The sequence below is a fragment of the Trichococcus alkaliphilus genome, from assembly GCF_003008695.1.
Lineage (GTDB): Bacteria > Bacillota > Bacilli > Lactobacillales > Aerococcaceae > Trichococcus > Trichococcus alkaliphilus.
Map to the genome: position 1 here is coordinate 1 of NZ_PXZT01000016.1, position 24457 is coordinate 24457.

Below are 24457 nucleotides of genomic sequence, written 5' to 3' on the forward strand. Positions count from 1 at the left end.
GGCGTTGATGAAATTTACTTCATCAACACCATTTATTATAGAACCAAAAAAAGCTTCGTTGTCCATTGAGGACCACGAAGCTTTTTAGCATCAGTGTGTGATGCGTAGGTAGTTTTTTCCGATTGTCGTAATATTCGTTTTTTTCATGTTGGCACTCTTCTGTTCGCATGCAACCGAGCAATCTTTGATCACTTCATGAAGTACCTCTGCAGTAATGTTGTCCTCCAACAAAAGGCCGTATTGATAATTCAGATTATCAAAGATGACAAGCGACGGATTCGTTTTGATGTTCATCTCTTGTGCGATATGCTGATCTGCTTCGTAGCTGCTTTTTACGAAAGGAGATTCTTTGTCCTCAAAGAACATGTCGACATCCAGTTTGGCTTTGGCTGCCACTTCCGCCAGTAATTCATTTGAGTAAGTGGTTTTGCCGTCCGCAAGTGATTTCTGCAGATGGAGCAAAAAGTTGCGGCCGCGTTTTTTGCCTTGCATCAAGGCGGCCTTGTATGCCAATGAGGCATCATAGATTGAACTGTATATTTGGTTGCGTAAGGTTAAATCTTTTTCCGGTAAATTTAATCGCTTCATATACTGAGTGACGGTATTGAAATTATGGAACGTTATGAAACGGAAGTGGACTTTAGGTCCATCCAACGAACTCATGAATTTCAGGACTTCTTGTTCCGTACGGTAGCATTTGTAGCCGATCGGGTTCACAAATAGATAAAGCTCAAAAATCTGTTGAGGAGAAGAGATAGAATCAGTTGTATTCTGTTTTGACCTATACATTTTATCCCTCCCTCTTTCCTATTTTGCTTACTTTAAGTTTACCAAAAAAAAGCCTAAACAAGTAGCAATAAGGCTTTTCGAAGAGCTGCCTTTTGAAGACTGGCCATAGTTCTTCCTTGCGACCTTCATTTTTTCTTGTTCAGTATCACTTGTTTTATTGTCAAGGTGTATTTTACGAGACAATTACCTATTTTGCAACTAAATCGACTGATTTTTTTTATCTTGTATGGCCTAGAATCCGATTTAAATAGAAGGATTTCACGTTTTTGTCTGTTTTAGCGCAATGAACTAAGCAAAAAGACCCATTCTCCGCTTGGATTTCCGGAGAATGGGTCCATCTGTTAGAACCGTTGTCGGCTACCGACTATTGGTGTGTCGTCGAATTGGGATAGGCCAGCATGCGTTCAATTTTTTGTTTCGCTTTTCGGACTTTGATGTCGTGAAGTTTCAGGAAACTTTGGAACGCGAGAGCCCCTTCTTCCAAAGACTCGGACTCGAATTCCAATTCGTAATCCATTTGATCTTGGTAGAAGCTTTTATCCAAGAAGTAGGTCCCTTTGTCCCCGGGAAATTCGTAGCGGATGGTTGAGAGCTGCCCGATGATCACAAGATCTTCTATTGCTATGCCTATCTCCTTCAGTTTATCGGCCACATTTCCCGATGCCTTCATTCGGTGGGAGTCGACCAAAGCTTTTGCTTCTTCAAGCGGCAGATCGTCGTTTGTTTCCAATTTTTCATTTTCCTGAATCGGCGTTTTTAGTGTGATTTCACTTTTATCTTCATACATACGGATGCGCAGTCCGCTGTTCAGGCCCTTGAGTTTATAATCAGGTGTATCGAAATAGACGTTGGTTTGTTTGATAGGGTCTGTTTCATCAAGGTTGAAGGCAGCAAGCAACGCTTCATATTCTTCTTTATTCAATAGGTTTTTGAATTCTTTTTCAATATTTTGGCTCATCGTGATTACTTCCTTTCGGTTATGAGGTTCGTTTAGGTCGCGACAGCTGTTCAAAAATTCGAACCTTCGTTGCAGTCAGTTCACCAGCGTATAGACCAGCAGGCGATGCGAAATCTTATTCTTATTGTATCATAAGTTATGTGGAGTTGATTATTTAGAGGTGCTGGCGCACATAGAGTACCGTGTATATTTGAAGGGAAAATGAATTCGGTCCTTTTCGACAAGAATTGTATAGAATCATAAATAATTGTGATAAAATAAAGTAGCATATACTATATGATAGGGTGTCGTTCTATGGAAAATAAGGAAGTTGAAAACTGGGATTCATTTTTAGCGCCGTACGAACAAGCGGTGGAGGAATTAAAAGTTAAGCTGAAGGGAATCCGTAAGCAATACCGCGATGAGAATGCGCACGCGCCCATTGAATTCATCACTGGCCGCGTCAAAACGAAGGAAAGCATATTGGAAAAGGCTGAAGTCCGGGACATTGACCTGACCAGACTGGAAGAGGACGTGCAGGATATTGCCGGCCTGCGGATCATGTGCCAATTTGTAGAGGACATACACGAAGTTGTGCGCCTTTTGCGGGCAAGAAAAGACTTTAAGATCATCATAGAACGGGATTATGTTACACATAAAAAAGAGAGCGGTTATCGCTCATACCATATGGTGATCGAATATCCGGTCCAACGCATTTTCGAAGAGAAGAAAATACTTGTCGAAATTCAGATCAGGACACTGGCCATGAATTTTTGGGCAACAATCGAACATTCGTTGAACTACAAATATCGGGGCGAATATCCGGAAGAACTGCATGACCGCCTGATACGCGCGGCAGAAGCAGCCTTCCGACTTGACGAAGAAATGTCGGAAATACGCGAAGAAATCAAGGATGCACAGCGCTATTTTTCCGATAAAAAAGAATAAGATGACAAGGTTGATCGAGAGGAGTTCAAATATGAAAATTGCACTGGTCCATAACCAGACGCCAGAGACTTTATCAGTCGCGGCGAAATTCAAAGAGATGTGCCTCTCTGAAAAAATCGAAATTGTCACGGACCATCCGGATCTCGTGGTGTCGATCGGGGGCGACGGCACCTTGCTGTCAGCTTTCCATAGGTACGAAGACCAATTGAGCCAAGTGCGTTTTGTGGGGATCCATACCGGGCACCTGGGATTTTATACAGATTGGCGAACCTACGAACTGCCGGAGCTTATCGAAAGCCTTAAGCATGATAAAGGGGAAAGTGTCAGCTATCCCTTGCTCGATGTCCGCGTCAAGTATGCGGATGAGGAGGAAAAAACCCGCTACATCGCTTTGAATGAAGCGAGTCTGAAGAAAATGGACGGGACGATGGTTTGCGATATCTATGTGAAGGATGAGCTGTTCGAGACATTCCGTGGCGATGGTCTTTGTGTTTCCACGCCTACAGGTTCGACTGGTTTCAGCAAGTCGCTTGGCGGAGCTGTTATCCATCCCCGAACGGAAGCTATCCAGCTGACGGAGATGGCCTCAGTGAATAACCGCATCTATCGGACGCTGAGCTCGCCCATGATCATCGCGAAAGACGAATGGATTGTCATCTATCCGCACAAGGAAGATCGCTTGATTTTGTCTGTAGATCATTTGACATTTAAGAAAAGAAGCATCGAACGACTGGTTTATCGGATTGCCCAGGAGCGTGTGCATTTTGCGCGTTATCGTCATACGCATTTCTGGGATCGGGTCGAAGATGCATTCATCGGCGTAAAGAAAAACGACAGGAACGAACGGACAAAGGAGCGGTAAATATGGCGACTAAAAAGTGGCTGCTGAAGACGCATTTGAAGGAACAGCACATCGAAACGCTGAAGGAACTCTACCCGGATTACGAGATGATTATCGATGGCGCGGAAACAGAAGCGTTCAGTGCAGTCGAGTGGACTGTCGGCTGGAACGACAAATTGACCAACCTGTTGGAGGAAGGGCAGTTGCCTTCGTTGAAATGGGTCCAAGCGATTTCGGCGGGCGTGAACAGTCTTCCCTTAGCAACCTTTGAAAGAAAGGGAATCTATTTGACGAATGCGAGCGGCATCCACAGCGAACCGATAGCTGAATACGTAATCGGTGTACTGCTTTCGCATATGCGCGGATTGCGGACTGCAATCCTGAATCAGCCGCAACGGAAATGGGAACAGACCACGGAGCTCCAGGAGCTGAAAGGCAAGACGATGATGATCGTAGGGGCAGGCCACATCGGTAATCGCTTGGGAGAATTGGCTAAAGCCTTCGGCATGAAGGTCATCGCTGTCAATCGCAGCGGCAAGGAGATACCCGGTTTGGATGTCACGGTCAAAATGGATAACATCGGTACTGTCATCGATTTTGCGGATGTTATCGTGGACATCCTCCCCCAAACGGATGAAACCTACCGCGTTTTTGACGATGCTCTTTTCTCGCGCATGAAAAAAGGCGTTCTCTTTGTGAATGTGGGACGAGGCGTCACTGTGGATACCGATAGCCTCATCAAGGCTCTGGACAATGGGACAGTGGCTTATGCGGCTTTGGATGTGTTCGATGAGGAACCATTGCCTGCCGCCAGCCCTTTGTGGAATCATGAAAAGGTACTGGTTACGCCGCATTTTTCCGGGGTAGTTGAGCATTTCCGGGACAATCTGTTTGAAGTTGTCCTGGAAAATGCAGAGAGTTACAGGAAAGACGGCAAACCAAGCCGCAACCTGATCGATTTTGAAAAAAAATATTAACAAATAAAGCAGGGCTGCACCAGCGAGTCAGATGGTGCAGCTCTTTTTGTGGGCCAATATTTTTTGCATGATGACGGGGATGAGTTGTGGAATGCCGTCGTTTTGGTTAGAATAGGAATGTATGTTGCCGAGCGAAATCCTGAAAGTTTCAGGGCTGTTGGATTTGCTGGGTAACCTGTTCCAAGTTTGAAATAGCTTGGAACAAACTAAGGCGGTGGGCCCGCACACAGAGATTCGGTATAGAGTAGGGGTAGTGTAAAGTGATTTTTAGCTGGATATATGAAAAAGAAGAGACGACACTGATGAAGACTTTTTTACGTTCCAAGGGCGTATCAAAAAGTCTGTTGGCCACCATCAAATTCGATGGAGGCTGTATCTGGCTGAACGGCAAGGAAAGAACGGTATTGGCGACCTTGGAAAAAGGCGATAAAGTGATGATCCGCATACCGGATGAAGGGGAACATGAAACGACTGTCGGGGTGGACATGCCATTGGACATTTTGTTTGAGGACGAGCACTTTTTGGTTGTGAACAAACCGTTTGGCGCTGCTTCCATCCCATCGAAGGTGCACCCGCGTCTTTCCATGGCGAATCGCGTGAAAGGCTACTATCAACAGCAGGGCTATGTGGACCAAGTTATCCATATTGTCACGCGTCTGGATCGTGATACGACCGGCGTCATGCTTTTTGCAAGGCATGGATACGCGCATGCTCTGATGGATACGCTGTTGCGCAACAAGGAAGTCGACAAAACGTACAGGGCTGTCTTATCCGAACCAGTGCTGACAGAAACGCATGGATTCATCGATGCCCCCATCGGCAGGACAGAGGATTCAATCATAACGCGAATGGTCCGGGAAGACGGGAAACAAGCGCTGACGGAATACTGGTTGGACAAGTCCTATCCGGACGGACAGACTGTGAAAATCAAGTTGCATACGGGCAGGACCCATCAAATTCGGGTGCACTTCACCTCAATCGGTGCGCCTTTGCTTGGGGATGACCTTTATGGAGGGAAAGCTGACCCAGACATGTTGCGGCAAGCCCTGCATTGCGAGTCATTGGCATTTGTGCATCCAATCAGTGGGGAACCTTTAAAGATAGAAGCACCATTGCCGGATGATTTCATCAAATGGGAAAGCAGACAGAGGGACAAGGAGGCTGATATCCGTGTTGGAACCACAATATGAATTTGAACTAGACGAAGCGTTGGCGAAAATCCGCGAATCGCTCCAGGGCGAGGATATCGAAAGATTCCGTTCCGATTTTTTGGACTATCACCTCTACGATCAGGCCCAAATTTATCTGGCGCTGTCCCCTGAAGAGCGCATAACGGTGTACAATTATCTCTCCGCGAATGAAATGGCAGACATGTTCGAAATCATCGAAGAAGATGTCGAGTCGATCGAAGAGTATCTTTTGGAGATGAATAATCAATACGCCGCCGATATGTTGGCAAACATGTATGCCGATAATGCGGTGGATATGCTGAAGCAACTGAAAGATGAACGGATTTGGCTTTATCTGCGTTTGATGCCTATAGAGGCGGCGAAAGAGATCCGTGCCTTATTGAGTTATGAGGACGAGACTGCCGGGGCCATCATGACGCCGGAATTCGTCTCTATCGTAGCCAACCAGACGGTCCGATCCGCGATGGCTATCCTTAAAAGCAAAGCGCCTGATGCGGAAACGATCTACTATATCTACGTCGTCAATGTAGATAATGTGCTGGTCGGGGTCATTTCCTTGAGGGATCTGATCGTGAATGATGAAGATATGATGATCAGCGATATCATGAGTGAGCGGATCGTATCGGTGAATGTAAAAGAAGGGCAAGAAGATGTTGCCCATAAAATCAGAGACTATGACTTCCTGGCGGTGCCGGTAGTCGACGAAAACAATGTATTACTGGGTATCATCACCGTCGATGACATCATCGACGTCATCGATGAGGAAGCCGTCAGTGACTTCTCCGGTTTGGCCGGGGTCGACGTTGAGGAGCAATCAGAAAACCCATTTGTGGCTGCATCCAAGCGGTTGCCGTGGTTGATTACGCTATTATTCTTGGGTATGGGTACGTCCACTTTGATCAGCCAATATGAGGGTTTGATTTCGGATGCATCGATCCTTTCCGTGTTTGTCACCTTGATCACCGGAACATCCGGTAATGCGGGGACACAATCGCTTGCCGTCGCAGTACGGAAGATCGGCATGCAGGATGATGAAGAGAAAAATTTGTTCCGTACCATTTTATCCGAGTTGGCGACCGGTTTGATCTCCGGGTTGGTTACTGGTGTCACGATTGCGCTTGTCATCGGTGTTTGGAAACAGAACTTCATCTTAGGTGGGATCATCGGCATTTCCATGTTGGTTGCCATTACCGTGGCTAATCTGGCCGGTAGCTTGATTCCGGTATTGATGGATCGTCTTGGCTTTGATCCAGCCGTCGCAAGCGGACCGTTCATCTCAACATTCAGCGATTTGACTTCCGTTTTGATCTATTTCAACATCGCGAAACATTTTATCAGCACACTCATGTAGGTGCAAAAAAACAGTCAATGGACAAGCAGCCGCTTTGGCTGTGTGTCCATTGACTGTTTTTTGGCTCAGTGCTATAGTATTTTATCCATATCATGGTGCTGTATGCCGGCTTCTTCGTATTCTTCGCCGCAGATTGTATAGCCGACTTTTTCGTAAAAACCGATGGCATGGTTCTGGGCTCCGAGGAACAGGCGTTTGCCGCCGAGCTCGCGGACGTGCCTTTCGATTTCCTGCATCAGGATGCTGCCGTATTTTTTTTCCCTTACGGTTTTGCGGATGGCGACACGCTGCACCTTGTATTTGCCTTTTGCCATCGGATAGATGCGGGCGGTGGCAACCGGAACGGATTCTTCATATCCGACGAGATGTAAGGTTTTATCTTCCAAGTCATCAATTTCTATGGAGACCGGCACCAGCTGCTCCTCCACGAATACTTCTTTGCGGATGGCCAAGGCATCCAGGTAGGTTTTGGATTTTAAGTTTTGTGTCCATTCAAAATGCAACAATGCGTATTCCTCGCTTTCGAAATTTGTTGGGTTCGCTGGAACCTCTTTTCTTATTTTACCTGAATCGGCATTTTTTGTCTGAATTAATTGCTTTTGCCTCATTTTGTTGGGTTCTTTTGCTATACTTATAACATCAGCAAGAGGAGTGAAGAAGATGCAAAATATAATGGAAACGATTCAAAATTTGACAAACATCCCGTCGCCGACAGGCTATACGGCGGAAATCATCGATTTTTTGGATGAAAATTTGAAACAGAAGGGGTACAAACCTGAAAAAAATCATAAAGGCAGTCTGATGGTGACGGTTAAAGGCACCGAATATCAAAGCAGGCGATTCGTGACGGCGCATATCGATACGCTGGGGGCAATGGTGCGCGCAATCAAACCGGATGGAAGACTGAAAATCGACCTGATCGGCGGATTCACTTATCATTCGATCGATGGGGAATATTGTACGGTCCATAGTGCAGCCACAGGAAAAGATTGGACGGGAACGATATTGTTGCACCAAACGAGCGTCCATGTCTATAAGGATGCGCGCACGGCTGAACGAAACCAGGACAATATGGAAATCCGGCTGGATGCAGAAGTGCACAACGCCAAAGATGTTTCTGCGCTTGGCATCGGCGTAGGGGATTTCATCAGCTTTGCGCCTCGGACAGAAATTACCCCGTCCGGTTACATAAAATCAAGGCATCTGGACGATAAAGCCAGCGCGGCTATCCTGCTGCAGTTCCTGCACCGCATCGCGGACGAAAAATTGACGCTGCCTTACACGACTTGTTTCTTTTTTTCGAACAATGAAGAAATCGGCTACGGTGGCAACTCGAATATGCCACCGAACACAGTGGAATATTTGGCTGTCGATATGGGAGCGATGGGCGACGACCAGCAGACTGACGAGTATACCGTGTCCATCTGCGTGAAGGATGGATCGGGTCCTTATCACTTCGGACTTCGGCAACAGTTGGTCGGATTATGCGAATCACAGGAAATTCCTTACAAGCTGGATATCTATCCGTTTTACGGCAGTGATGCTTCTGCAGCCATGAAAGCGGGTTGGGACGTCCGCCACGCTTTGATCGGGCCGGGAATCGATGCAAGCCATGCCTATGAACGTACCCATCGGAAGTCCTTGGAAGCCTGCTCCAAACTGCTGGAAGCGTATCTGTCCGCTCCGATGATCGGCAAACAGCCTTGGGAACTAGGGGATATTGAATGGAACAATTAAGGAAAACGAATCTGCTCTACTGGAGTGTTTGGCTTTTGGTGATGGCGTGCCTGATTTGGGTGTCAACCAAAATCGATTTTATTTTTTATCCGATCGGCGCCTTCATCTCGACGATCTTCACGCCAGTGCTTGTGGCGGGCTTTCTGTATTATATTTTCACTCCGTTCATCGAAATGCTCGAGAACAGGCTGAACATCAAACGGCCGATAGGCATCCTCATCGTCATGGTTCTGTTGATCGGCATCGTCATTTTCTCTTTTCTGGGGCTCATTCCGAATCTCGTAAGCCAAATCGGAGAGCTGTTGACGAATTTGCCTAACGTAGTCCGTTCCTTGAATAAACTCTATCAACAAGTGATTGAACAGGAATGGGTTCAGCGACTGGATATCCCGACCCAATTGTCTCAGTTGAGCGGAAATATCCAAAGCAGCATCAGCGCCTTCCTGAATGGCTTGACGGGCAGCATCGGTTCCGTGCTCTCGGCCGTAGCTAATATCGCGTTGCTTGTCATCATCATTCCGTTGATTTTTTTCTACATGCTGAAGGATGGGCATAAGTTTCCTGAAGCGGTCGCCCAATTGCTGCCGCATGAATATTCCGCTGATGTACTGGCCCTGTTCAAGGAAATCAACAAAACGATCGCCAAATACATCAGCGGGCAGGCGCTTGTATGTCTATTCGTCGGGACATTCACCTTTATCGGGTATCTGCTGATCGGACTGCCGTATGCCTTCCTACTTGGGGTCACAGCAGCCATCACGAACATCATTCCTTACCTTGGACCATACATCGGCTTGATTCCGGCAGCGATAATTGGATTGACAGTCTCCCCGACAAAAGCACTGTTGGTCTGTGTCGTCGTGTTGGTGGTACAGCAAGTGGAATCCAACATCATTTCCCCGAATGTTTTGGGAAAAACGCTGGATATGCATCCGCTGACGATTCTGTTTCTGCTATTGGCTGTGGGCAAAATATCCGGCGTCCTGGGCATGATATTGGCGATTCCCACGTATGCAGTCGTGAAAACCATTGTCCAATATGTCCACCGTTACGTCAAAAACAGAAAGAAAAAAGTGTTATATAAAGAATAATAAAAATTAATGTGGATTCCAAGGGTTATTGATTGCTTTTTACCTTTGGAATCCTTTATTATGTAAAAAGTGTTAAGGGCATAACGAATCAATTTGTGCAGTTTTTATTATGAATTATGAGAATGGCGGCAATTGGTTTGTGCAAAATATATTAATACGGAAATTTTAGGAGGAAGTACAATGAAAGTAATCGTAGTGGGATGTACACATGCCGGAACGTCAGCAGTGAAGACAATTTTGAAGGAGAATCCAGGTACTGAATTAACAGTATATGAAAGAAACGACAACGTTTCATTCTTGTCATGCGGGATTGCGCTTTACGTCGGCGGTGTCGTGAAAGATCCACAAGGATTATTCTACTCTAACCCTGAGGAGCTTGCTTCACTAGGCGCAAACGTAAACATGCAACATGATGTAACAAACATTGATACAGCTGCTAAAACTGTTTCTGTGAAAAACTTAGTTACCGGCGAAGAATTCCAAGACACATATGACAAGTTAGTTTTAACGGTCGGCTCATGGCCAATCATCCCGCCAATCGAAGGCATCCACAGCAAAAATGTTTTGCTGAGCAAAAACTATAACCAAGCAAAAGAAATCATCGCATGCAAAAACGATAAAAAGAAAATCGTCGTTGTCGGCGGCGGCTACATCGGTATCGAGTTGGTAGAAGCATTTGCCAACGATGGAAAAGATGTAACCTTGGTCGATGGTTTGGATCGTATTCTGAATAAATATTTGGATTCCGAATTCACGGATATCCTTGAAGATGATTTGCGCGCACATGGCGTAAAAGTACAATTGAACGAAATGGTTAAAGGGTTCAAAGATAATGAAGCTGGAGACATCACAACGGTCGTTACGACAGGTGGAGAATACGAAGCCGAAATGGTCATCTTATGCGTCGGTTTCAGACCGAATACGGAACTTGTCAAAGGTCAAGTGGATATGATGAAGAACGGTGCGATCATCGTGAATGACTACATGCAAACAAGCTTACCTGACGTTTACGCAGCAGGAGACAGTTGTGCTGTGAACTACAACCCGAACGGCGGACATGCATATATTCCATTAGCAACAAATGCTGTACGTATGGGATGGTTGGTCGGTAAAAACATCAACGGACCTAAAATGAAATACCGCGGAACCCAATCCACTTCCGGATTGTACCTTAATGGCTTCACTATCGGGTCTACCGGTGTGAACGATGCGAGCGCAGAAGCTTTCGGACTTGAAACACGCTCAGTAGTTCTGGAAGACTTCTACCGTCCGGAATTCATGCCATCAAATGAAAAATTGTTGATGAAACTTGTCTATGAAGTAGGCACGAACCGCATCGTCGGTGGACAGCTGATGTCCAAGTATGACATCACACAATCAGCCAATACTTTATCATTGGCTATCCAAAACAAAATGACGATCGAAGATCTGGCTCTGGTCGACTTCTTCTTCCAACCTCATTTTGACCGTCCTTGGAACTATTTGAACTTGTTGGCTCAAAAAGCTTTGGAACAAGAAGCAGAGTTAGCTGCTAAATAATTCAATTCCATCTTTTGGAACCCCTCCGTTAATCGCTCCGTTGATTAACGGAGGGGTTCTTTGTGGGATGGACGGTGTTTCCGGATAAAACACTTGTTTTTTTTGCCGGGTCATTAGATAATGAAAGGTAACAATGAACTTTCAAAGAGATATAAAAACGAAGGAGAAACAATCTATGACCACAGACCCCAGTAATCAGACCTTGCTTTGGCAACTGCTGCTGATTGCGGTATTGACATTGGTGAACGCATTTTTTGCGGCATCCGAAATCGCATTTGTTTCACTGAACAAAAATAGGGTGGCGAATCAAGCCATCAAAGGGGATGAAAAAGCGCGCAAAATTTTGGCGCTTTTGGACCATTCCGATGATTTTTTGGCGACTATCCAAGTTGCCATTACTTTCGCGGGCTTCCTTTCCAGTGCTTCGGCTGCCAATACTTTCGCAGCCAGACTCGATCCCTACCTGAGCAATATACCTGGCGCAGAACAGGCTGCCATTCTGATCGTGACATTAGCGCTCTCCTACATTTCGTTGGTCTTCGGTGAACTGTATCCGAAACAGCTGGGATTGCAACGTCCTGAAGAAGTGGCGCGGGCAGGTGCGGGCTTCATCACTGTCGTCCAAAAGCTGATGAAACCTTTCGTTTGGTTTTTGTCCTTTTCCACCAGTGTGCTGGAAAAAATGACGCCGATTACGTTCTCGAGCGGCAACGATATGTTTTCGCGTGAAGAAGTGCGGGAGCTGTTGGAAAAGAGCAGCGATGAAGGGACCATCGAACGGATGGAATTCAACATGCTGAAAGGGGTGCTTTCCATGGACAATAAAATGGCCCGGGAGGTTATGGTGCCGCGGACGGATACTTTCATGCTGAATGTGAACGATGATGTCGAGGCGAACATAGAAGCAGCCTTGGATTCCCCGTATACCCGCATACCGATTTATGAAGATGACAAGGACAATATCATTGGGGTGTTGCATCTGAAGAATTTGTTGAAGGAATCCAAGAATACCCCTATAAATCAGATTGATCTGCGAACAATCATGAATGAGCCGCTGTTTGTTCCGGAAACGATCATGACGGATGAATTGATGTCCTACCTGAAGAAAAGCCATAACCAACTGGCTTTGCTCCATGACGAATATGGCGGCATGGTCGGGATTGTGACCTTGGAGGACATTCTGGAAGAAATCGTTGGCGATATCGAGGATGAATACGATGAAAGCTATGTGCTGATCGCGCGGATCAGCGATAATGTATACGAAGCCGATGGGGCTACGCCATTGCATCGCTTCAATGATTATTTTGGCACGCAACTTGAATCAGCGGATGTCGATACGATTGCTGGTTATCTTTTGACTGAGTTGGGTGAGTTTCCGGAAGAAAATGAGGAAGCATCCATCGAAGAGAATGGATTGGTCATCAAAACGTTGGAGTTCGACAATCGCCGTCTGCTGAAAGTCGGAGTATCTTACATGAACGAAAATGATCGGCCCGCAAAAGAACGTTTCAAAGAAGACGAGGCAGAGGCAGAAGCTGAAGAAGCCGCCGATGAAACGAGAGAAACAGAATGAATGCTGAGCAGTTTTGCCCGGATCGATAAAAATCGGTCAGGGCGAGGCTGCTTTTTTTGCAATCGGGCTTGGCATGCACACAGATAGCGACCCGTAATTGGGGGCAGCATGCTGATGCAACGACAATCTTGTAGAATGCTCGGATTTCTTGTATAATAACAAAGGTATTATCGTGGGTTAGCGTGTGCATATTGCTCATGCTATCTTTTTGTGTAATGGAAAGTAGATAATATTTTGAAAACAAAAGTGCATCACCACAGGTGCTTCATGGTTTTTCAAAATGTTTCATGCATCCAATATAGATGGCTAGCTTCACGGGTAAGCCCTTCGGAATTTAGATAAATCGTACCTATTGCGCTCTTCGATGCTCAGTCGGCACGATTTCCTAAAATTCATTCAGGGCTGAACGAACCCGTTCCGCTTTTCTTACGTTCACGATGGAGATATTCGAAAAAGGAGAACAATATGACTCAAACATTAGCAGATAAAGTAAAAGCAAGAAGAACTTTTGCCATCATTTCCCATCCGGATGCCGGTAAAACGACCATCACGGAGCAGTTGTTGTTGTTCGGGGGCGCAATCCGCCAAGCAGGGACGGTAAAAGGGAAAAAATCAGGCAGATTCGCCAAATCGGATTGGATGGATATCGAAAAACAAAGGGGTATTTCGGTAACCAGTTCGGTCATGCAGGTTGATTATGACGGAAAACAGATCAATATTTTGGATACACCCGGGCATGAGGATTTCTCGGAAGATACGTACCGGACGCTGATGGCTGTGGACAGCGCAGTGATGGTAATCGACAGCGGGAAGGGTATTGAGCCCCAGACAAAGAAATTATTCAAAGTCTGCAGCATGAGAGGGATTCCGATCTTTACCTTCATCAATAAATTGGACCGTGATGGCCGTGAGCCGATGGATCTGATTGCGGAGTTGGAAGAAGTTTTGGGGATCGATGCCTATCCGATGAACTGGCCGATGGGCATGGGAAAAAATTTGTTGGGTCTGTATGACATCTACAACAATCGCGTGGAATTGACTCATCCCGAAGAGAATGAAGACAACGATTTCCTGCCGCTGAATGAAGATGGCGAAATCGAAGGCGATTATCAAGTGATGCAATCAACCATCTATACCCAAGCGGTTGAAGATGTACAGTTACTGAAAGAGGCGGGCAACGACTTTTCGGAAGAAGCGATCGCAGCCGGGAAACTGACGCCTGTCTTCTTCGGATCAGCTTTGACTGGCTTCGGCGTCCAGACATTCCTCGATGCCTTTGTGGATTTTGCTCCGAGCCCAAGTGAGCATGTGACCGTAGCGGAAGAGATTGTTGAACCTACTGACGAAAACTTTACCGGCTTCATCTTCAAGATCCAAGCAAATATGAATCCAGCTCACCGAGACAGGATTGCCTTCGTGCGGGTCTGCTCCGGTGAATTCAAACCCGGAATGGACGTTTATGTTCACCGTACCGGCAAAAAAATCAAACTGGCGCATACGACGCAGTTCATGGCCGATTCCCGTGAGCAAGTCCAAACGGCTGTAGCTGGCGACATCATCGGACTGTACGACACCGGTAACTTCCAAATCGGCGATACAATCTATGAAGGCAAAAAAGGCCTTCAGTTCGAAGCGTTGCCGCAATTTACACCGGAACTGTTCATGAAAGTCACTCCGAAAAATGTCATGAAGCAGAAATCTTTCCATAAAGGTGTACAACAGTTGGTTCAAGAAGGGGCCATCCAATTGTACAAAACCTACCATACAGAAGATTACATTCTGGGTGCGGTCGGACAATTGCAGTTTGAAGTGTTCCAGTACCGTTTGCTGCATGAATACAACGCAGAGGTCGAAATGACGCCGATGGGCTCGAAAATTGCCCGATGGATCGATTCGGAAGATCTGGATCCGAACATGTCCTCAAGCCGTAACTTATTGTGCCGCGACCGTTTCGGCAACCCGGTATTCCTTTTTGAAAACCAATTTGCTATGCGCTGGTTTGAGGATAAGTATCCGGAAGTCAAATTGACAGCTTTGCTTTGATTTGAACCATCAAAAAAAACAAAACAAAAAACGCACATTGCTGAAAAGCAGTGTGCGTTTTGCGTTAAGAAGAGTTTTTTTTCGAGTGCAGAAAATGTCAATCATTTCAGATGAGATAGCTCCACGAAGTTATGACCAGGCATAACTTCCACATCATCAACGGTAAGGTGCAACAATTTCGTCAGCACAAAGTCGATTTCACTTTGTTTTACGCGACGATTTTTGTTGAGGATAATGACATCCTCATGTGTTACGGCACCGGTAAAGATGACTGTAGTTTGTCCCAAAGAATAAACTTTGACAAATTGAGCATCGGTGTTGGCCAATTGCTCACGTACAAGATCAGCGTGGCTATTTGTAACATCGATCAATTTCATGGACGAACACCCCTAACTTAGGTTGGCTGTTTATAGAATAATTATATAACAACTGTTGATTTATTTAAAGGGTAAAGAAATAAATGAATAATTTTCATAGCCTTTCAAAAGAAAAAGGCAAGAGCCAATTCATGAACTCTTGCCTTTTGCGAAAGCGTATCTTATTCAGATGAAGTTGTTTCTGTGCGTTCTACTTTGCTGACGACCATCAGATTGCCTTCTTCATCTGCATCGACAAACAAATTTTTGATTTTCGGGTTATCCAAGTAGAATTCAGCTACCTGGTCCTCGATCTGATCCTGGATGACGCGGCGCAGCGGGCGTGCACCCATGCTTGGGTCATATCCAAGATCGATAAGGCGATCTTTTGCTTTCTGCGAGACGGTAACGCTGATTTCCTTATCCTTCAACAATTCGTTGACGTCATCCAACATAAGCGTGACGATGCTGCTCAAATTCTCTTTGGACAACTGGTTGAACTCGACGATCGCATCGAAGCGGTTGATGAATTCAGGCTTGAAGTAATCGCTCAAGCGATTCAGGATGGAATGCGTCTTGCCTTTCATGGCTGCGCCAAATCCTACACTTGCTTCCTGGACGCCCGTGCCGGCATTGCTGGTCATGATGATGATGGTGTCTTTGAAGCTGACGGTTCTGCCTTGCGAATCCGTCAGGCGGCCGTCGTCAAGGATCTGCAGGAAGAGATGCATCACATCCGGATGGGCTTTTTCGACTTCATCCAGAAGCAGAATGCTGTAGGGACTGCGGCGGACACGCTCGGTCAGTTGGCCGGCTTCGTCATAGCCGATGTACCCGGGAGGCGAACCGATCAATTTGGAGACGGCATGTTTTTCCATGTATTCACTCATGTCGAAGCGGATGATCGCATCTTCTGTCCCGAACATTTCGATCGCCAACTGTTTGGCCAATTCGGTCTTGCCGACACCTGTAGGTCCCACAAACAAGAAGGAGCCGATCGGGCGGTTTTTGCGGCTCAATCCGATCCGGTTTCTGCGGATCGCTTTGGATACTTTGTCGATGGCTTCGTCCTGGCCGATGACATTTTTCTTCAGATCGGCATCAAGATTCCTCAATTGCGTTTGTTCTTTTTCAAGCAACTCACCGACCGGGATATTTGTTTTGATCTCAATGATCTTTTGGATATCCTGTTCTGTGACGACGGGATCACCATCGGCTGGCGTCGGATTTTGTTTCATCTTATTCAGATTTGTGATCTGATCGCGATAATAGGCAGCTTTTTCGTAATCTTCTGCATGCAGGGCTGCTTGTTTTTCCCGTTCCGCGGTTTCGATGCGTTCCTCGATCTGTTGCGGATCGATGGGCTTAATGGTCAGGTTCTTTTTGGATCCGGACTCATCGAGCAAGTCGATGGCTTTGTCCGGAAGGAAGCGATCCTGGATATAGCGGTGCGATAATTTGACAGCCGCTTCCAGTGCCTTATCCGAATATTTGACGTGATGATAATCTTCGTATTTCGGACGGATGCCTTGGAGAATGATCAACGTCTGTTCAGGCGTCGGTTCATTCACGCGGACGGGCTGGAATCGGCGTTCCAATGCAGCGTCTTTTTCGATTCTGCGGTACTCATTCAGCGTTGTGGCGCCGACCAATTGCAGTTCGCCTCTCGCAAGGGCGGGCTTCAGGATATTGCCTGCATCCATACTGCCCTCAGCGTTTCCTGCGCCGACGATTTCATGGATTTCATCGATGAAGAGGATGATTTGTTTGTTCGCGCGGATTTCATCCATCAGCTTCTGCATCCGTTCTTCGAATTGGCCGCGGATGCCGGTTCCTTGGACGAGCGAGACGACATCCAAGCGGATCACTTCTTTGTCCAGCAATTTCTGAGGAACATCACCGTCCACGATTTTTTGGGCAAGGCCTTCCACTACGGCAGTTTTGCCGACACCGGCTTCCCCTGTGAGTACCGGGTTGTTTTTCGTGCGGCGATTCAGGATTTCGATGACGCGTGCGATTTCACTGTCTCTTCCGATGACAGGGTCGATGCCGCCATCGCGGGCCAATTGCGTCAGGTTGATGCCGTATTCGTCAAGCAAGCCGCCTTTGCCGCCGCCTTTTCCTCCACGGGCAGCTTCAGGGGCAGGAGGCTGTTGGAAATTCTGTTCTTGGTTTTGCTGCATTTTCTTGAAGAAGGAATCAAGATTACCGAAAGAAAAAGGGTCTACGGGGCCTTGGGATCTTGGATTCGGATTGTTTTGCTGCGATTGAGCGGCTTTGAATTCTTGATAGCAACTCTGGCATAAGTCGATTTGGCGTCTTTGTCCATTCACGCTGGCATACAGATGAATGGAAGCTTGGTTTTTTTCGCAATTTTGACAAAGCATGGCAATCTTCCTTTCTATATGGATCATAGCTACATGTATATTATAGTAGTAACGGCTAAGGAATTCTCGTGAGAAGGTATCCTGACCAACTCTGACCTTATGTGTCCATTATACATTGACCTATTTTGACTTTCAAGTGGTTTGCCTTGTGATGAAGCAAAAATTTCTTCGCGGGACGGCAGCCAGCCAAATGGGAAGGTTGTATTAAATTAGTGGCATTTCGGCAAATATGACAAAAATTTGAACGAATCTGGTTAAAACAGTTGTAGTATAAAGCGAAAGATGGTAATCTTATTCAATGAAAGGGTTATTTTTAATCCGGTTTCCCATTTTTCTGTTATAATGGAAACGTATTAAAAGTACCTTAAATAAATACATCTCAAAAGGGGTTTATGACATGGAAAGAAAAGAATATCACGTAATCGCAGAAACAGGGATTCACGCACGTCCAGCAACTTTATTGGTGCAAACTGCAAGCAAATTTAATTCAGATATCAATTTAGAATACAAAGGTAAATCAGTTAACTTAAAATCCATTATGGGTGTAATGTCATTAGGCGTAGGCCAAGGCGCTGATGTTGTCATCACTGCAGAAGGTCCGGACGAAGCAGACGCTATGGCTGGAATCACTGAAACAATGGTAAAAGAAGGGCTAGCAGAGTAATATGAAAAACCACTTACAAGGAATAGCAGCTAGTGACGGTATTGCAATCGCGAAAGCATATTTGCTTACCGAACCGGATCTATCCTTTGAGAAGCGTAAAGTGGAAGATTCAGAAGGCGAAATTGCTCGCCTTTTGCAAAGCTTTGAAACCGCTAAATCAGAGGTAAGTGCAATCAGAGACAAAGCGGCAGTGTCACTTGGCGAAGAAGAAGCACAAGTTTTTGATGCACATTTAATGGTATTATCCGATCCAGAAATGATTGGATCAATGAATTCAAACATCCGCGACAACGGTGTCAATGCTGAATCAGCACTTTCTGATGTTGCCGGCATGTTCATCGGTATGTTCGAAGCGATGGAAGACAATCCATACATGCAAGAACGTGCAGCGGATATCCGCGACGTTACTGAGCGTGTATTGAGCCACTTATTGGGTGTTAAAATCCCTAACCCATCGACAATCACTGAAGAAGTGATCGTCGTTGCCAAAGATTTGACTCCTAGTGATACTGCTCAATTGAACCGTGATTATGTTAAAGGATTCGTTACCGACATCGGTGGACGCACTTCCCACAGCGCAATCATGGCCCGTTCTTTGGAAATCCCTGCAATCGTAGGTTCAAAAGAGATCACACAAATCGTCAAAGATGGCGATATCATCATTTTGGATGGTTTGGACGGCGACGTCTTCATCAATCCTGATGAAGAAACATTAGCTGCATACAAGAAGAAAGCTGAAGAGTTTTCTGCGATGCAAGCTGAATGGCACAAACTGAAGAATGCAGATACAGTGACAGCAGACGGTAAACATATCGAATTGGCAGCCAATATCGGAACGCCTAAAGATTTGGACGGCGTTATCGCTAACGGCGCTGAAGCGATCGGTCTATACCGTACTGAATTCCTGTATATGGACTCTTCGGACTTCCCGACAGAAGATGAGCAATTCGATGCTTATAAAGCTGTTTTGGAAGGCATGGAAGGAAAACCTGTCGTTGTTCGTACAATGGACATCGGTGGGGACAAAGAATTGCCTTATTTGGAATTGCCGAAAGAAATGAATCCATTCTTGGGTTACCGTGCAATCCGTATTTGTTTGGCTGAGCCAGAAATGTTCCGTACACAATTGCGTGCATTGTTGCGTGCTTCCGTTTACGGTAAATTACGCATCATGTTCCCGATGATTTCAACTCTGAACGAATTCAGAGCAGCAAAAGCGATGTTGGATGAAGAAAAAGCGAATCTATTGGCCGATGGCGTAGAAGTCGCTGATGATATCCAAGTAGGTATCATGATCGAAATCCCAGCAGCTGCTGTTTTAGCTCATCAATTCGCTAAAGAAGTAGATTTCTTCAGTATCGGAACAAATGACTTGATCCAATACACAATGGCAGCAGACCGCATGAACCAACAAGTTTCTTACTTGTATCAACCTTACAACCCAGCTATCCTTACGCTGATCAAGCATGTTATCGATGCTTCTCATGCTGAAGGCAAATGGACTGGTATGTGTGGCGAGATGGCCGGCGACCAAACAGCGGTTCCGTTGTTGGTAGGTCTTGGTTTGGATGAGTTCTCAATGAGCGCATCCAGCGTCCTGAAAACACGCAGCTTGATGAAACGCTTGGATTCCAAAGAAATGGAAACATTAGCGGACAAAGCGATCAATGAATGTACGACTGTTGAAGAAGTCATTGCATTGGTTGAAGAAATGAAAGCTAAATTAGTAGACTAAGCCGATTCAGGTTAAAAAGGCCGGGCATGCTTGCATGCCTGGCCTTTTTGTGTGCCTACGATTCCAAACCGATCACGGATATACAGTCCCTGTTATTTGCGCATCCCATTTCGGGTGGATATATTTTGAAAAGTAGGTCTGCGGGATGAGTGACAAATATCGAAATGTTCTATATACTGAATATATTGAGTCATTATAAATTTGATGGGATTTTTTCGAGGTGAAATCATGAGAATAGGCATGTTTACAGATTCGTATTTTCCTCAAGTGAGCGGGGTTTCCACTTCAATCCGCACCTTGAAAGAGGAATTGGAGGCAGAAGGTCATGAGGTCGTCATTTTTACCACAACCGACCCGAAAGCTGACGAAGCTGAAAAAAATATAATCCGTTTGACCAGCATCCCGTTCTTGTCTTTCAAAGATCGTAGGGTTGCGGTCAAAGGGATGAACAAAGCGTTGAAGGAAGCGAAGAAACAGAAGATTGATATCGTGCACACGCATACGGAGTTCAGCTTGGGCTTGACGGGTAAATTCGTCGGGTACATGCTGGAGATCCCGACGGTGCATACCTATCACACCATGTACGAAAAATATCTGCACTACATCGCTAAAGGGAAAGTTGTGAAACCCCGTGCGGTCAAGATAGCCTCCCGTTATTTCTGCAACAGTACGATGGGCATCATTGCTCCAAGCGAGCAAATGAAGGAGAAATTGGCATCCTACAATATCTACAAGGAAATTCGCGTCATTCCAACAGGTGTCAGGATACCCGAACAGATTGTCGGCATCAAATCCCGCAAGCGCGAAGAGTTGGGCATTTCGGATTCCGAATTGGTGCTGCTCTCCCTCAGCAGGTTGTCTTCAGAAAAAAATCTGGATAAGCTTGTTCATGCCTTTCCTGAGGTTGTGGAAGCCTACCCGTCCGCAAAGCTTGTGTTCGTCGGTGACGGGCCGATGCGCCATGATTTGGAGACGCTGGTGGCGGGAATGGATTTGACCCGTAATGTGATCTTCGTCGGCGAAGTCAGAAATGAAGATGTGAGCGAATATTATCAGATGGCGGATATTTATATCAATGCTTCAGAATCAGAGACGCAAGGCTTGACCTACTTGGAATCGATTGTAAATGGGTGTCCGGTCATCGCTAAACGGAATGACTATTTATCCGGTCTGATAACAGAGGACAGCTTAGGGATGTTGTTCGAAGAGGATGACAAAATCGGCAAGGCCATCATCGCATATGCGGACTTTTTTCACAGTTCCGATGTTGCGATCAACCAAGAAGTATGGGATGAACTGATGCAGGAAATTTCTTCAAAAGCATTTGCGGATGCCGTATTGAGCTATTATCAAACAAGTATCGACATTTATGAATCGCAGCCGCGCGAAGAATTGAAATTAAGAGTGAATCTCCTGGAAAAAATCAAACGTTGAACCCGAACGCCGGGAAGCAGATTACTTGGATAATCTGTTTTCCGGCGCTTTTTTGTTTTTATCTGAGCTAGGCGTAAGGTATACTGTTAACATAGCTTTTGGAAGGGGCGGTTGTATAAATGGAAAAAATTGGCTTTATCGGAACGGGTGTCATGGGCTCATCCATGATCAGACATCTTTTGAATGCGGGCTATCCTGTCCATGTCTATAATCGAACGAAGAGCAGAGCGGATGCAGTCATCGGTGAGGGTGCAAAATGGTGCGATACGCCTGCCGATGTGACGGCGCAAGCAGATATCGTCATCACTATAGTAGGCTACCCGACAGACGTTGAAGAGACCTATTTTGGCGAGGCCGGAATCTTCTCGCAAGCGGATGACCACCATATCCTCATTGATATGACAACGAGTACGCCGACTCTGGCGGAAAAAATATATGCTTTCGGAAAAGAAAAAGGCATTGCTACTCTGGATGCCCCGGTATCAGGGGGAGACAAGGGTGCGCAGAACGGAACGCTCACAACGATGGTCGGCGGAGATCAAGAAACATTCGATGCCGCAAAAGAAGTTCTGTCCGTATTTTCCAGTAAGGTGATGCTGCAAGGGCCAGCCGGTAGCGGCCAGCACACAAAAATGGCCAACCAGATCATGGTGGCCGGCACGATGACCGGTATGACCGAATTGCTGATTTATTCGAAAGCCGCCGGATTGGATTTGGAACGCGTAATCGAACAAGTCGGTTCCGGCAGTGCCGCGAACTGGTCTTTGACGAACTATGGCCCTCGGATCCTGAAGCAAGATTACACAGCAGGGTTCTTCGTCAAACATTTTGTGAAAGACCTTAAGATCGCGCTGGATGAAGCGGAGAAGATGGGCATCGATTTGCCGGCTACAAAACAAGCAGCACTCCTTTACGAACAATTAGCGGGCAAAGGTTTCGCTGATGATGGTACGCAAGCACTGGTGAAGCTTTGGTGGGGCGAATAAGGCGCACTGCTCAAATATTGATTTTCTTGGGTAAATTACAGTAAATTGATGCGCAGTCAGAAAAAAAATGCTAGAATAAATAAGAAGTTAGTCTTGAAAGGGGAAATATCATGAAACCTTCACAGCTCTCAGCGATCCTTCGTCGCCTAGAAGTAATGATGGAAGACAATGGTGATGTCGAAATCCGTCGTTTTGAAAAAGCAGGCGTAGAACGTTGCGTCGTTAAATACAACCGCGATACGGAAAGTTTTGAATTGGAAGAACACGATTCAAACCAAACTTATCAATTTGATGATCTTGATTTAGTTGCCATCGAAATTTACGAATTATTACAAGATTAATTCATCCATCCTTGCATGAACTAAGGCAGCGGGAAAATGAGTCGGCTCATTTTCCCGCTGCCTTTTTTTGTCTTTTCCATTTTCATGGGAATAAAGTGGCAATCATTAAAATTTTTTAATTTTTATGTAGAGTAATTCCGCAACATTCAGTATACTGTGTAATAAGGAAATAATTGAAGAGGTGGAATAATGGCAAACAAGATTTACGTAGGTTTATTAGGACTAGGAACGATAGGGACTGGCGTTGCCCGCATCATCGGCGGCCACCAAAATAAAATCAATCAAGTAGTTGGACAGGAAGTAGTCATCAAAACGGTTCTGGACCGCGATATTGAAAAATGCAAAACTTTCTTTGGCGAGTCTGTTCATTGCACAGATAATTTTGATGAGATTTTGAATGACGAAGAAATTTCGATCATCGTAGAATTGATCGGATATGTTCCGGTTGCAAAAGATTACATCTCCAAAGCATTGGCGGCTGGAAAGCATGTCGTTTCAGCAAACAAAGATCTTGTGGCTTTGCATGGGAAAGAATTGGTCACGCTGGCGAAAGCGAACAAATGCGATTTCTTGTATGAAGCAGCTGTTGCTGGCGGTGTTCCGATCCTGCGTGCGATCACGGAAAGTTTCGCTTCCGACAACATCCAAAAAGTCATGGGGATCGTGAACGGTACGACCAACTTCATGATGACGAAAATGGACAAAGAAGGCTACTCTTACGACGAAGCCTTGGCATTGGCACAGGAATTGGGCTTTGCCGAAAAAAATCCGACAAGCGATGTCGATGGATTGGATGCAGCGCGCAAAATGGTCATTTTGGCTCGTCTTGCCTTCGGAACGAATGATGTGACTTTGGATGATGTAGCAGTGACGGGTATCCGCAATGTTTCCATCAACGACATCAAGTTGGCGAATCGTTTGGGCTACAAAATCAAGTTGATCGGTACTGCCGAAAAAATCGACGACAGCGTCAATGTGGAAGTCGGACCGGTATTTGTTCCGGAATCGCATCCTTTGGCCAGCGTCAACAATGAAATGAATGCTGTATTTGTGGCAGGGGAAGCTTTAGGGGAAACGATGTTCTACGGTGCCGGAGCTGGCGAGTTGCCTACCGCGACAGCCGTAGTCAGTGATGTGATGAATATCGCTAAAAATATCCTTATGGGAACAACTGGTAACATCTTCAACGAGTATGAGGTAGAGACCCTGATCGCGAAGCCTGAGCAGGTCATCAATCCTGTATTCATGCGTTTGGAAGTTACCGATCGTGCAGGCCAATTTTTGGAATTGGCAAAAATATTCGCCACTGCAGAAGTCAGCTTTGATAAGATCATCCAAGAGCCATTGGCAAACGGTAAAGCGATCATTGTCATCGTGACACATCCGATGTCGAAAGCGCAAGAAAATGAAATCATCCAAGCGATGGAAGATAATGATGATATGAAATTGAAAGTCCATTTCAAAGTTTTGGAACACTGATCGGATTTCTTTCGTATTTCGAACACACTAAAGATTAAGAAATGATGGACCATCGTTCT

General features: G+C 45.7%; 21 protein-coding genes. 16 read left to right on the plus strand and 5 right to left on the minus strand.

Annotated elements, in window-relative coordinates:
* Positions 1–90: 90 nt before the first annotated feature.
* The gene (locus C7R73_RS11600; protein ID WP_106450665.1) at positions 91–789 is read right to left on the minus strand and encodes a DsbA family protein; all 699 of its coding nucleotides are present in this window, start codon (positions 787–789) and stop codon (positions 91–93) included.
* A gap of 364 nt (positions 790–1153) precedes the next feature.
* Entirely contained in the window at positions 1154–1747 is a 594-nt protein-coding gene (locus tag C7R73_RS11605) for a CYTH domain-containing protein (RefSeq protein ID WP_106450666.1), read from the minus strand.
* A gap of 294 nt (positions 1748–2041) precedes the next feature.
* Between C7R73_RS11605 and yjbM the strand changes: the two genes are divergently transcribed.
* The 5 genes from yjbM (at position 2042) to mgtE (ending at position 7033) form a co-directional block, all read left to right on the plus strand.
* Positions 2042–2674, plus strand: a complete 633-nt coding sequence (yjbM, locus tag C7R73_RS11610) for a GTP diphosphokinase (RefSeq protein ID WP_106450667.1) — start codon at positions 2042–2044, stop codon at positions 2672–2674.
* Between the two features lie 31 nt (positions 2675–2705).
* A complete protein-coding gene (locus C7R73_RS11615) occupies positions 2706–3536 on the plus strand; it encodes an NAD kinase (RefSeq protein WP_338064723.1) in 831 nt (276 codons plus the stop codon).
* Between the two features lie 2 nt (positions 3537–3538).
* Complete coding sequence (locus C7R73_RS11620) at positions 3539–4492, plus strand: NAD(P)-dependent oxidoreductase (RefSeq protein WP_106450669.1); 954 nt, start codon at positions 3539–3541, stop codon at positions 4490–4492.
* Between the two features lie 260 nt (positions 4493–4752).
* Complete coding sequence (locus C7R73_RS11625) at positions 4753–5682, plus strand: RluA family pseudouridine synthase (RefSeq protein WP_106450670.1); 930 nt, start codon at positions 4753–4755, stop codon at positions 5680–5682.
* Positions 5663–7033: a magnesium transporter gene (gene mgtE, locus C7R73_RS11630; RefSeq protein WP_239992631.1), complete on the plus strand. Its 1371-nt coding sequence runs from the start codon at positions 5663–5665 to the stop codon at positions 7031–7033. Before C7R73_RS11625 ends, mgtE begins: the two co-directional genes overlap by 20 nt.
* A 71-nt stretch (positions 7034–7104) precedes the next feature.
* Here the strand turns inward: mgtE and C7R73_RS11635 are convergent, their stop codons facing one another.
* On the minus strand, positions 7105–7641 hold the full coding sequence (locus C7R73_RS11635; protein WP_239992632.1) for a GNAT family N-acetyltransferase: 537 nt from the start codon (positions 7639–7641) through the stop codon (positions 7105–7107).
* A 52-nt stretch (positions 7642–7693) separates the two neighbouring features.
* Here C7R73_RS11635 and C7R73_RS11640 point away from each other — a divergent pair, with 52 nt between their 5' ends.
* The 5 genes from C7R73_RS11640 to C7R73_RS11660 all read left to right on the plus strand — a co-directional run bounded on the left by C7R73_RS11640 (position 7694) and on the right by C7R73_RS11660 (position 15016).
* Positions 7694–8770, plus strand: coding sequence for a M42 family metallopeptidase (locus C7R73_RS11640; protein ID WP_106450672.1), 1077 nt, complete (start codon positions 7694–7696; stop codon positions 8768–8770).
* A complete protein-coding gene (locus tag C7R73_RS11645; RefSeq protein WP_106450673.1) occupies positions 8758–9861 on the plus strand; it encodes an AI-2E family transporter in 1104 nt (367 codons plus the stop codon). Before C7R73_RS11640 ends, C7R73_RS11645 begins: the two co-directional genes overlap by 13 nt.
* Before the next feature lie 180 nt (positions 9862–10041).
* Complete coding sequence (locus tag C7R73_RS11650; RefSeq protein ID WP_106450674.1) at positions 10042–11400, plus strand: FAD-dependent oxidoreductase; 1359 nt, start codon at positions 10042–10044, stop codon at positions 11398–11400.
* A gap of 175 nt (positions 11401–11575) precedes the next feature.
* On the plus strand, positions 11576–12973 hold the full coding sequence (locus C7R73_RS11655; protein ID WP_106450675.1) for a hemolysin family protein: 1398 nt from the start codon (positions 11576–11578) through the stop codon (positions 12971–12973).
* A gap of 465 nt (positions 12974–13438) precedes the next feature.
* Positions 13439–15016, plus strand: a complete 1578-nt coding sequence (locus C7R73_RS11660) for a peptide chain release factor 3 (protein ID WP_106450676.1) — start codon at positions 13439–13441, stop codon at positions 15014–15016.
* A gap of 101 nt (positions 15017–15117) precedes the next feature.
* Here C7R73_RS11660 and C7R73_RS11665 read toward each other — a convergent pair whose 3' ends face one another.
* Together C7R73_RS11665 and C7R73_RS11670 are read right to left on the minus strand one after the other, a co-directional pair.
* Complete coding sequence (locus C7R73_RS11665; RefSeq protein ID WP_086985450.1) at positions 15118–15393, minus strand: DUF1827 family protein; 276 nt, start codon at positions 15391–15393, stop codon at positions 15118–15120.
* Positions 15394–15554: 161 nt separating this feature from the next.
* Positions 15555–17759 (minus strand): ATP-dependent Clp protease ATP-binding subunit, encoded by a 2205-nt coding sequence (locus tag C7R73_RS11670; RefSeq protein ID WP_106450677.1) that lies wholly within the window; start codon positions 17757–17759, stop codon positions 15555–15557.
* Positions 17760–18156: 397 nt separating this feature from the next.
* Here C7R73_RS11670 and C7R73_RS11675 point away from each other — a divergent pair, with 397 nt between their 5' ends.
* The 6 genes from C7R73_RS11675 to C7R73_RS11700 all read left to right on the plus strand — a co-directional run bounded on the left by C7R73_RS11675 (position 18157) and on the right by C7R73_RS11700 (position 24398).
* A complete protein-coding gene (locus tag C7R73_RS11675) occupies positions 18157–18423 on the plus strand; it encodes a phosphocarrier protein HPr (protein ID WP_068559983.1) in 267 nt (88 codons plus the stop codon).
* A 1-nt stretch (position 18424) separates the two neighbouring features.
* Positions 18425–20158: a phosphoenolpyruvate--protein phosphotransferase gene (gene ptsP / locus C7R73_RS11680; RefSeq protein WP_106450678.1), complete on the plus strand. Its 1734-nt coding sequence runs from the start codon at positions 18425–18427 to the stop codon at positions 20156–20158.
* A 228-nt stretch (positions 20159–20386) separates the two neighbouring features.
* Positions 20387–21592, plus strand: a complete 1206-nt coding sequence (locus tag C7R73_RS11685) for a glycosyltransferase (RefSeq protein ID WP_106450679.1) — start codon at positions 20387–20389, stop codon at positions 21590–21592.
* A gap of 119 nt (positions 21593–21711) precedes the next feature.
* Positions 21712–22578 (plus strand): NAD(P)-dependent oxidoreductase, encoded by an 867-nt coding sequence (locus C7R73_RS11690; protein ID WP_106450680.1) that lies wholly within the window; start codon positions 21712–21714, stop codon positions 22576–22578.
* 110 nt (positions 22579–22688) lie between these two features.
* Positions 22689–22919 carry a YkuJ family protein gene (locus C7R73_RS11695; protein WP_086628356.1) on the plus strand — a complete coding sequence of 77 codons (231 nt, stop codon included), beginning with the start codon at positions 22689–22691 and terminating at the stop codon, positions 22917–22919.
* 189 nt (positions 22920–23108) lie between these two features.
* Positions 23109–24398, plus strand: a complete 1290-nt coding sequence (locus tag C7R73_RS11700; RefSeq protein WP_106450681.1) for a homoserine dehydrogenase — start codon at positions 23109–23111, stop codon at positions 24396–24398.
* The last annotated feature ends 59 nt before the right edge of the window (positions 24399–24457 follow it).

Coding starts and splice junctions, on each gene's coding strand:
- C7R73_RS11600 (WP_106450665.1), bottom strand. CDS start 789: ATGTATAGGTCAAAACAGAATACAACTGATTCTATCTCTTCTCCTCAA.
- C7R73_RS11605 (WP_106450666.1), bottom strand. CDS start 1,747: ATGAGCCAAAATATTGAAAAAGAATTCAAAAACCTATTGAATAAAGAA.
- yjbM (WP_106450667.1), top strand. CDS start 2,042: ATGGAAAATAAGGAAGTTGAAAACTGGGATTCATTTTTAGCGCCGTAC.
- C7R73_RS11615 (WP_338064723.1), top strand. CDS start 2,706: ATGAAAATTGCACTGGTCCATAACCAGACGCCAGAGACTTTATCAGTC.
- C7R73_RS11620 (WP_106450669.1), top strand. CDS start 3,539: ATGGCGACTAAAAAGTGGCTGCTGAAGACGCATTTGAAGGAACAGCAC.
- C7R73_RS11635 (WP_239992632.1), bottom strand. CDS start 7,641: ATGAGGCAAAAGCAATTAATTCAGACAAAAAATGCCGATTCAGGTAAA.
- C7R73_RS11640 (WP_106450672.1), top strand. CDS start 7,694: ATGCAAAATATAATGGAAACGATTCAAAATTTGACAAACATCCCGTCG.
- C7R73_RS11645 (WP_106450673.1), top strand. CDS start 8,758: ATGGAACAATTAAGGAAAACGAATCTGCTCTACTGGAGTGTTTGGCTT.
- C7R73_RS11650 (WP_106450674.1), top strand. CDS start 10,042: ATGAAAGTAATCGTAGTGGGATGTACACATGCCGGAACGTCAGCAGTG.
- C7R73_RS11655 (WP_106450675.1), top strand. CDS start 11,576: ATGACCACAGACCCCAGTAATCAGACCTTGCTTTGGCAACTGCTGCTG.
- C7R73_RS11660 (WP_106450676.1), top strand. CDS start 13,439: ATGACTCAAACATTAGCAGATAAAGTAAAAGCAAGAAGAACTTTTGCC.
- C7R73_RS11665 (WP_086985450.1), bottom strand. CDS start 15,393: ATGAAATTGATCGATGTTACAAATAGCCACGCTGATCTTGTACGTGAG.
- C7R73_RS11670 (WP_106450677.1), bottom strand. CDS start 17,759: ATGCTTTGTCAAAATTGCGAAAAAAACCAAGCTTCCATTCATCTGTAT.
- C7R73_RS11675 (WP_068559983.1), top strand. CDS start 18,157: ATGGAAAGAAAAGAATATCACGTAATCGCAGAAACAGGGATTCACGCA.
- ptsP (WP_106450678.1), top strand. CDS start 18,425: ATGAAAAACCACTTACAAGGAATAGCAGCTAGTGACGGTATTGCAATC.
- C7R73_RS11685 (WP_106450679.1), top strand. CDS start 20,387: ATGAGAATAGGCATGTTTACAGATTCGTATTTTCCTCAAGTGAGCGGG.
- C7R73_RS11690 (WP_106450680.1), top strand. CDS start 21,712: ATGGAAAAAATTGGCTTTATCGGAACGGGTGTCATGGGCTCATCCATG.
- C7R73_RS11695 (WP_086628356.1), top strand. CDS start 22,689: ATGAAACCTTCACAGCTCTCAGCGATCCTTCGTCGCCTAGAAGTAATG.
- C7R73_RS11700 (WP_106450681.1), top strand. CDS start 23,109: ATGGCAAACAAGATTTACGTAGGTTTATTAGGACTAGGAACGATAGGG.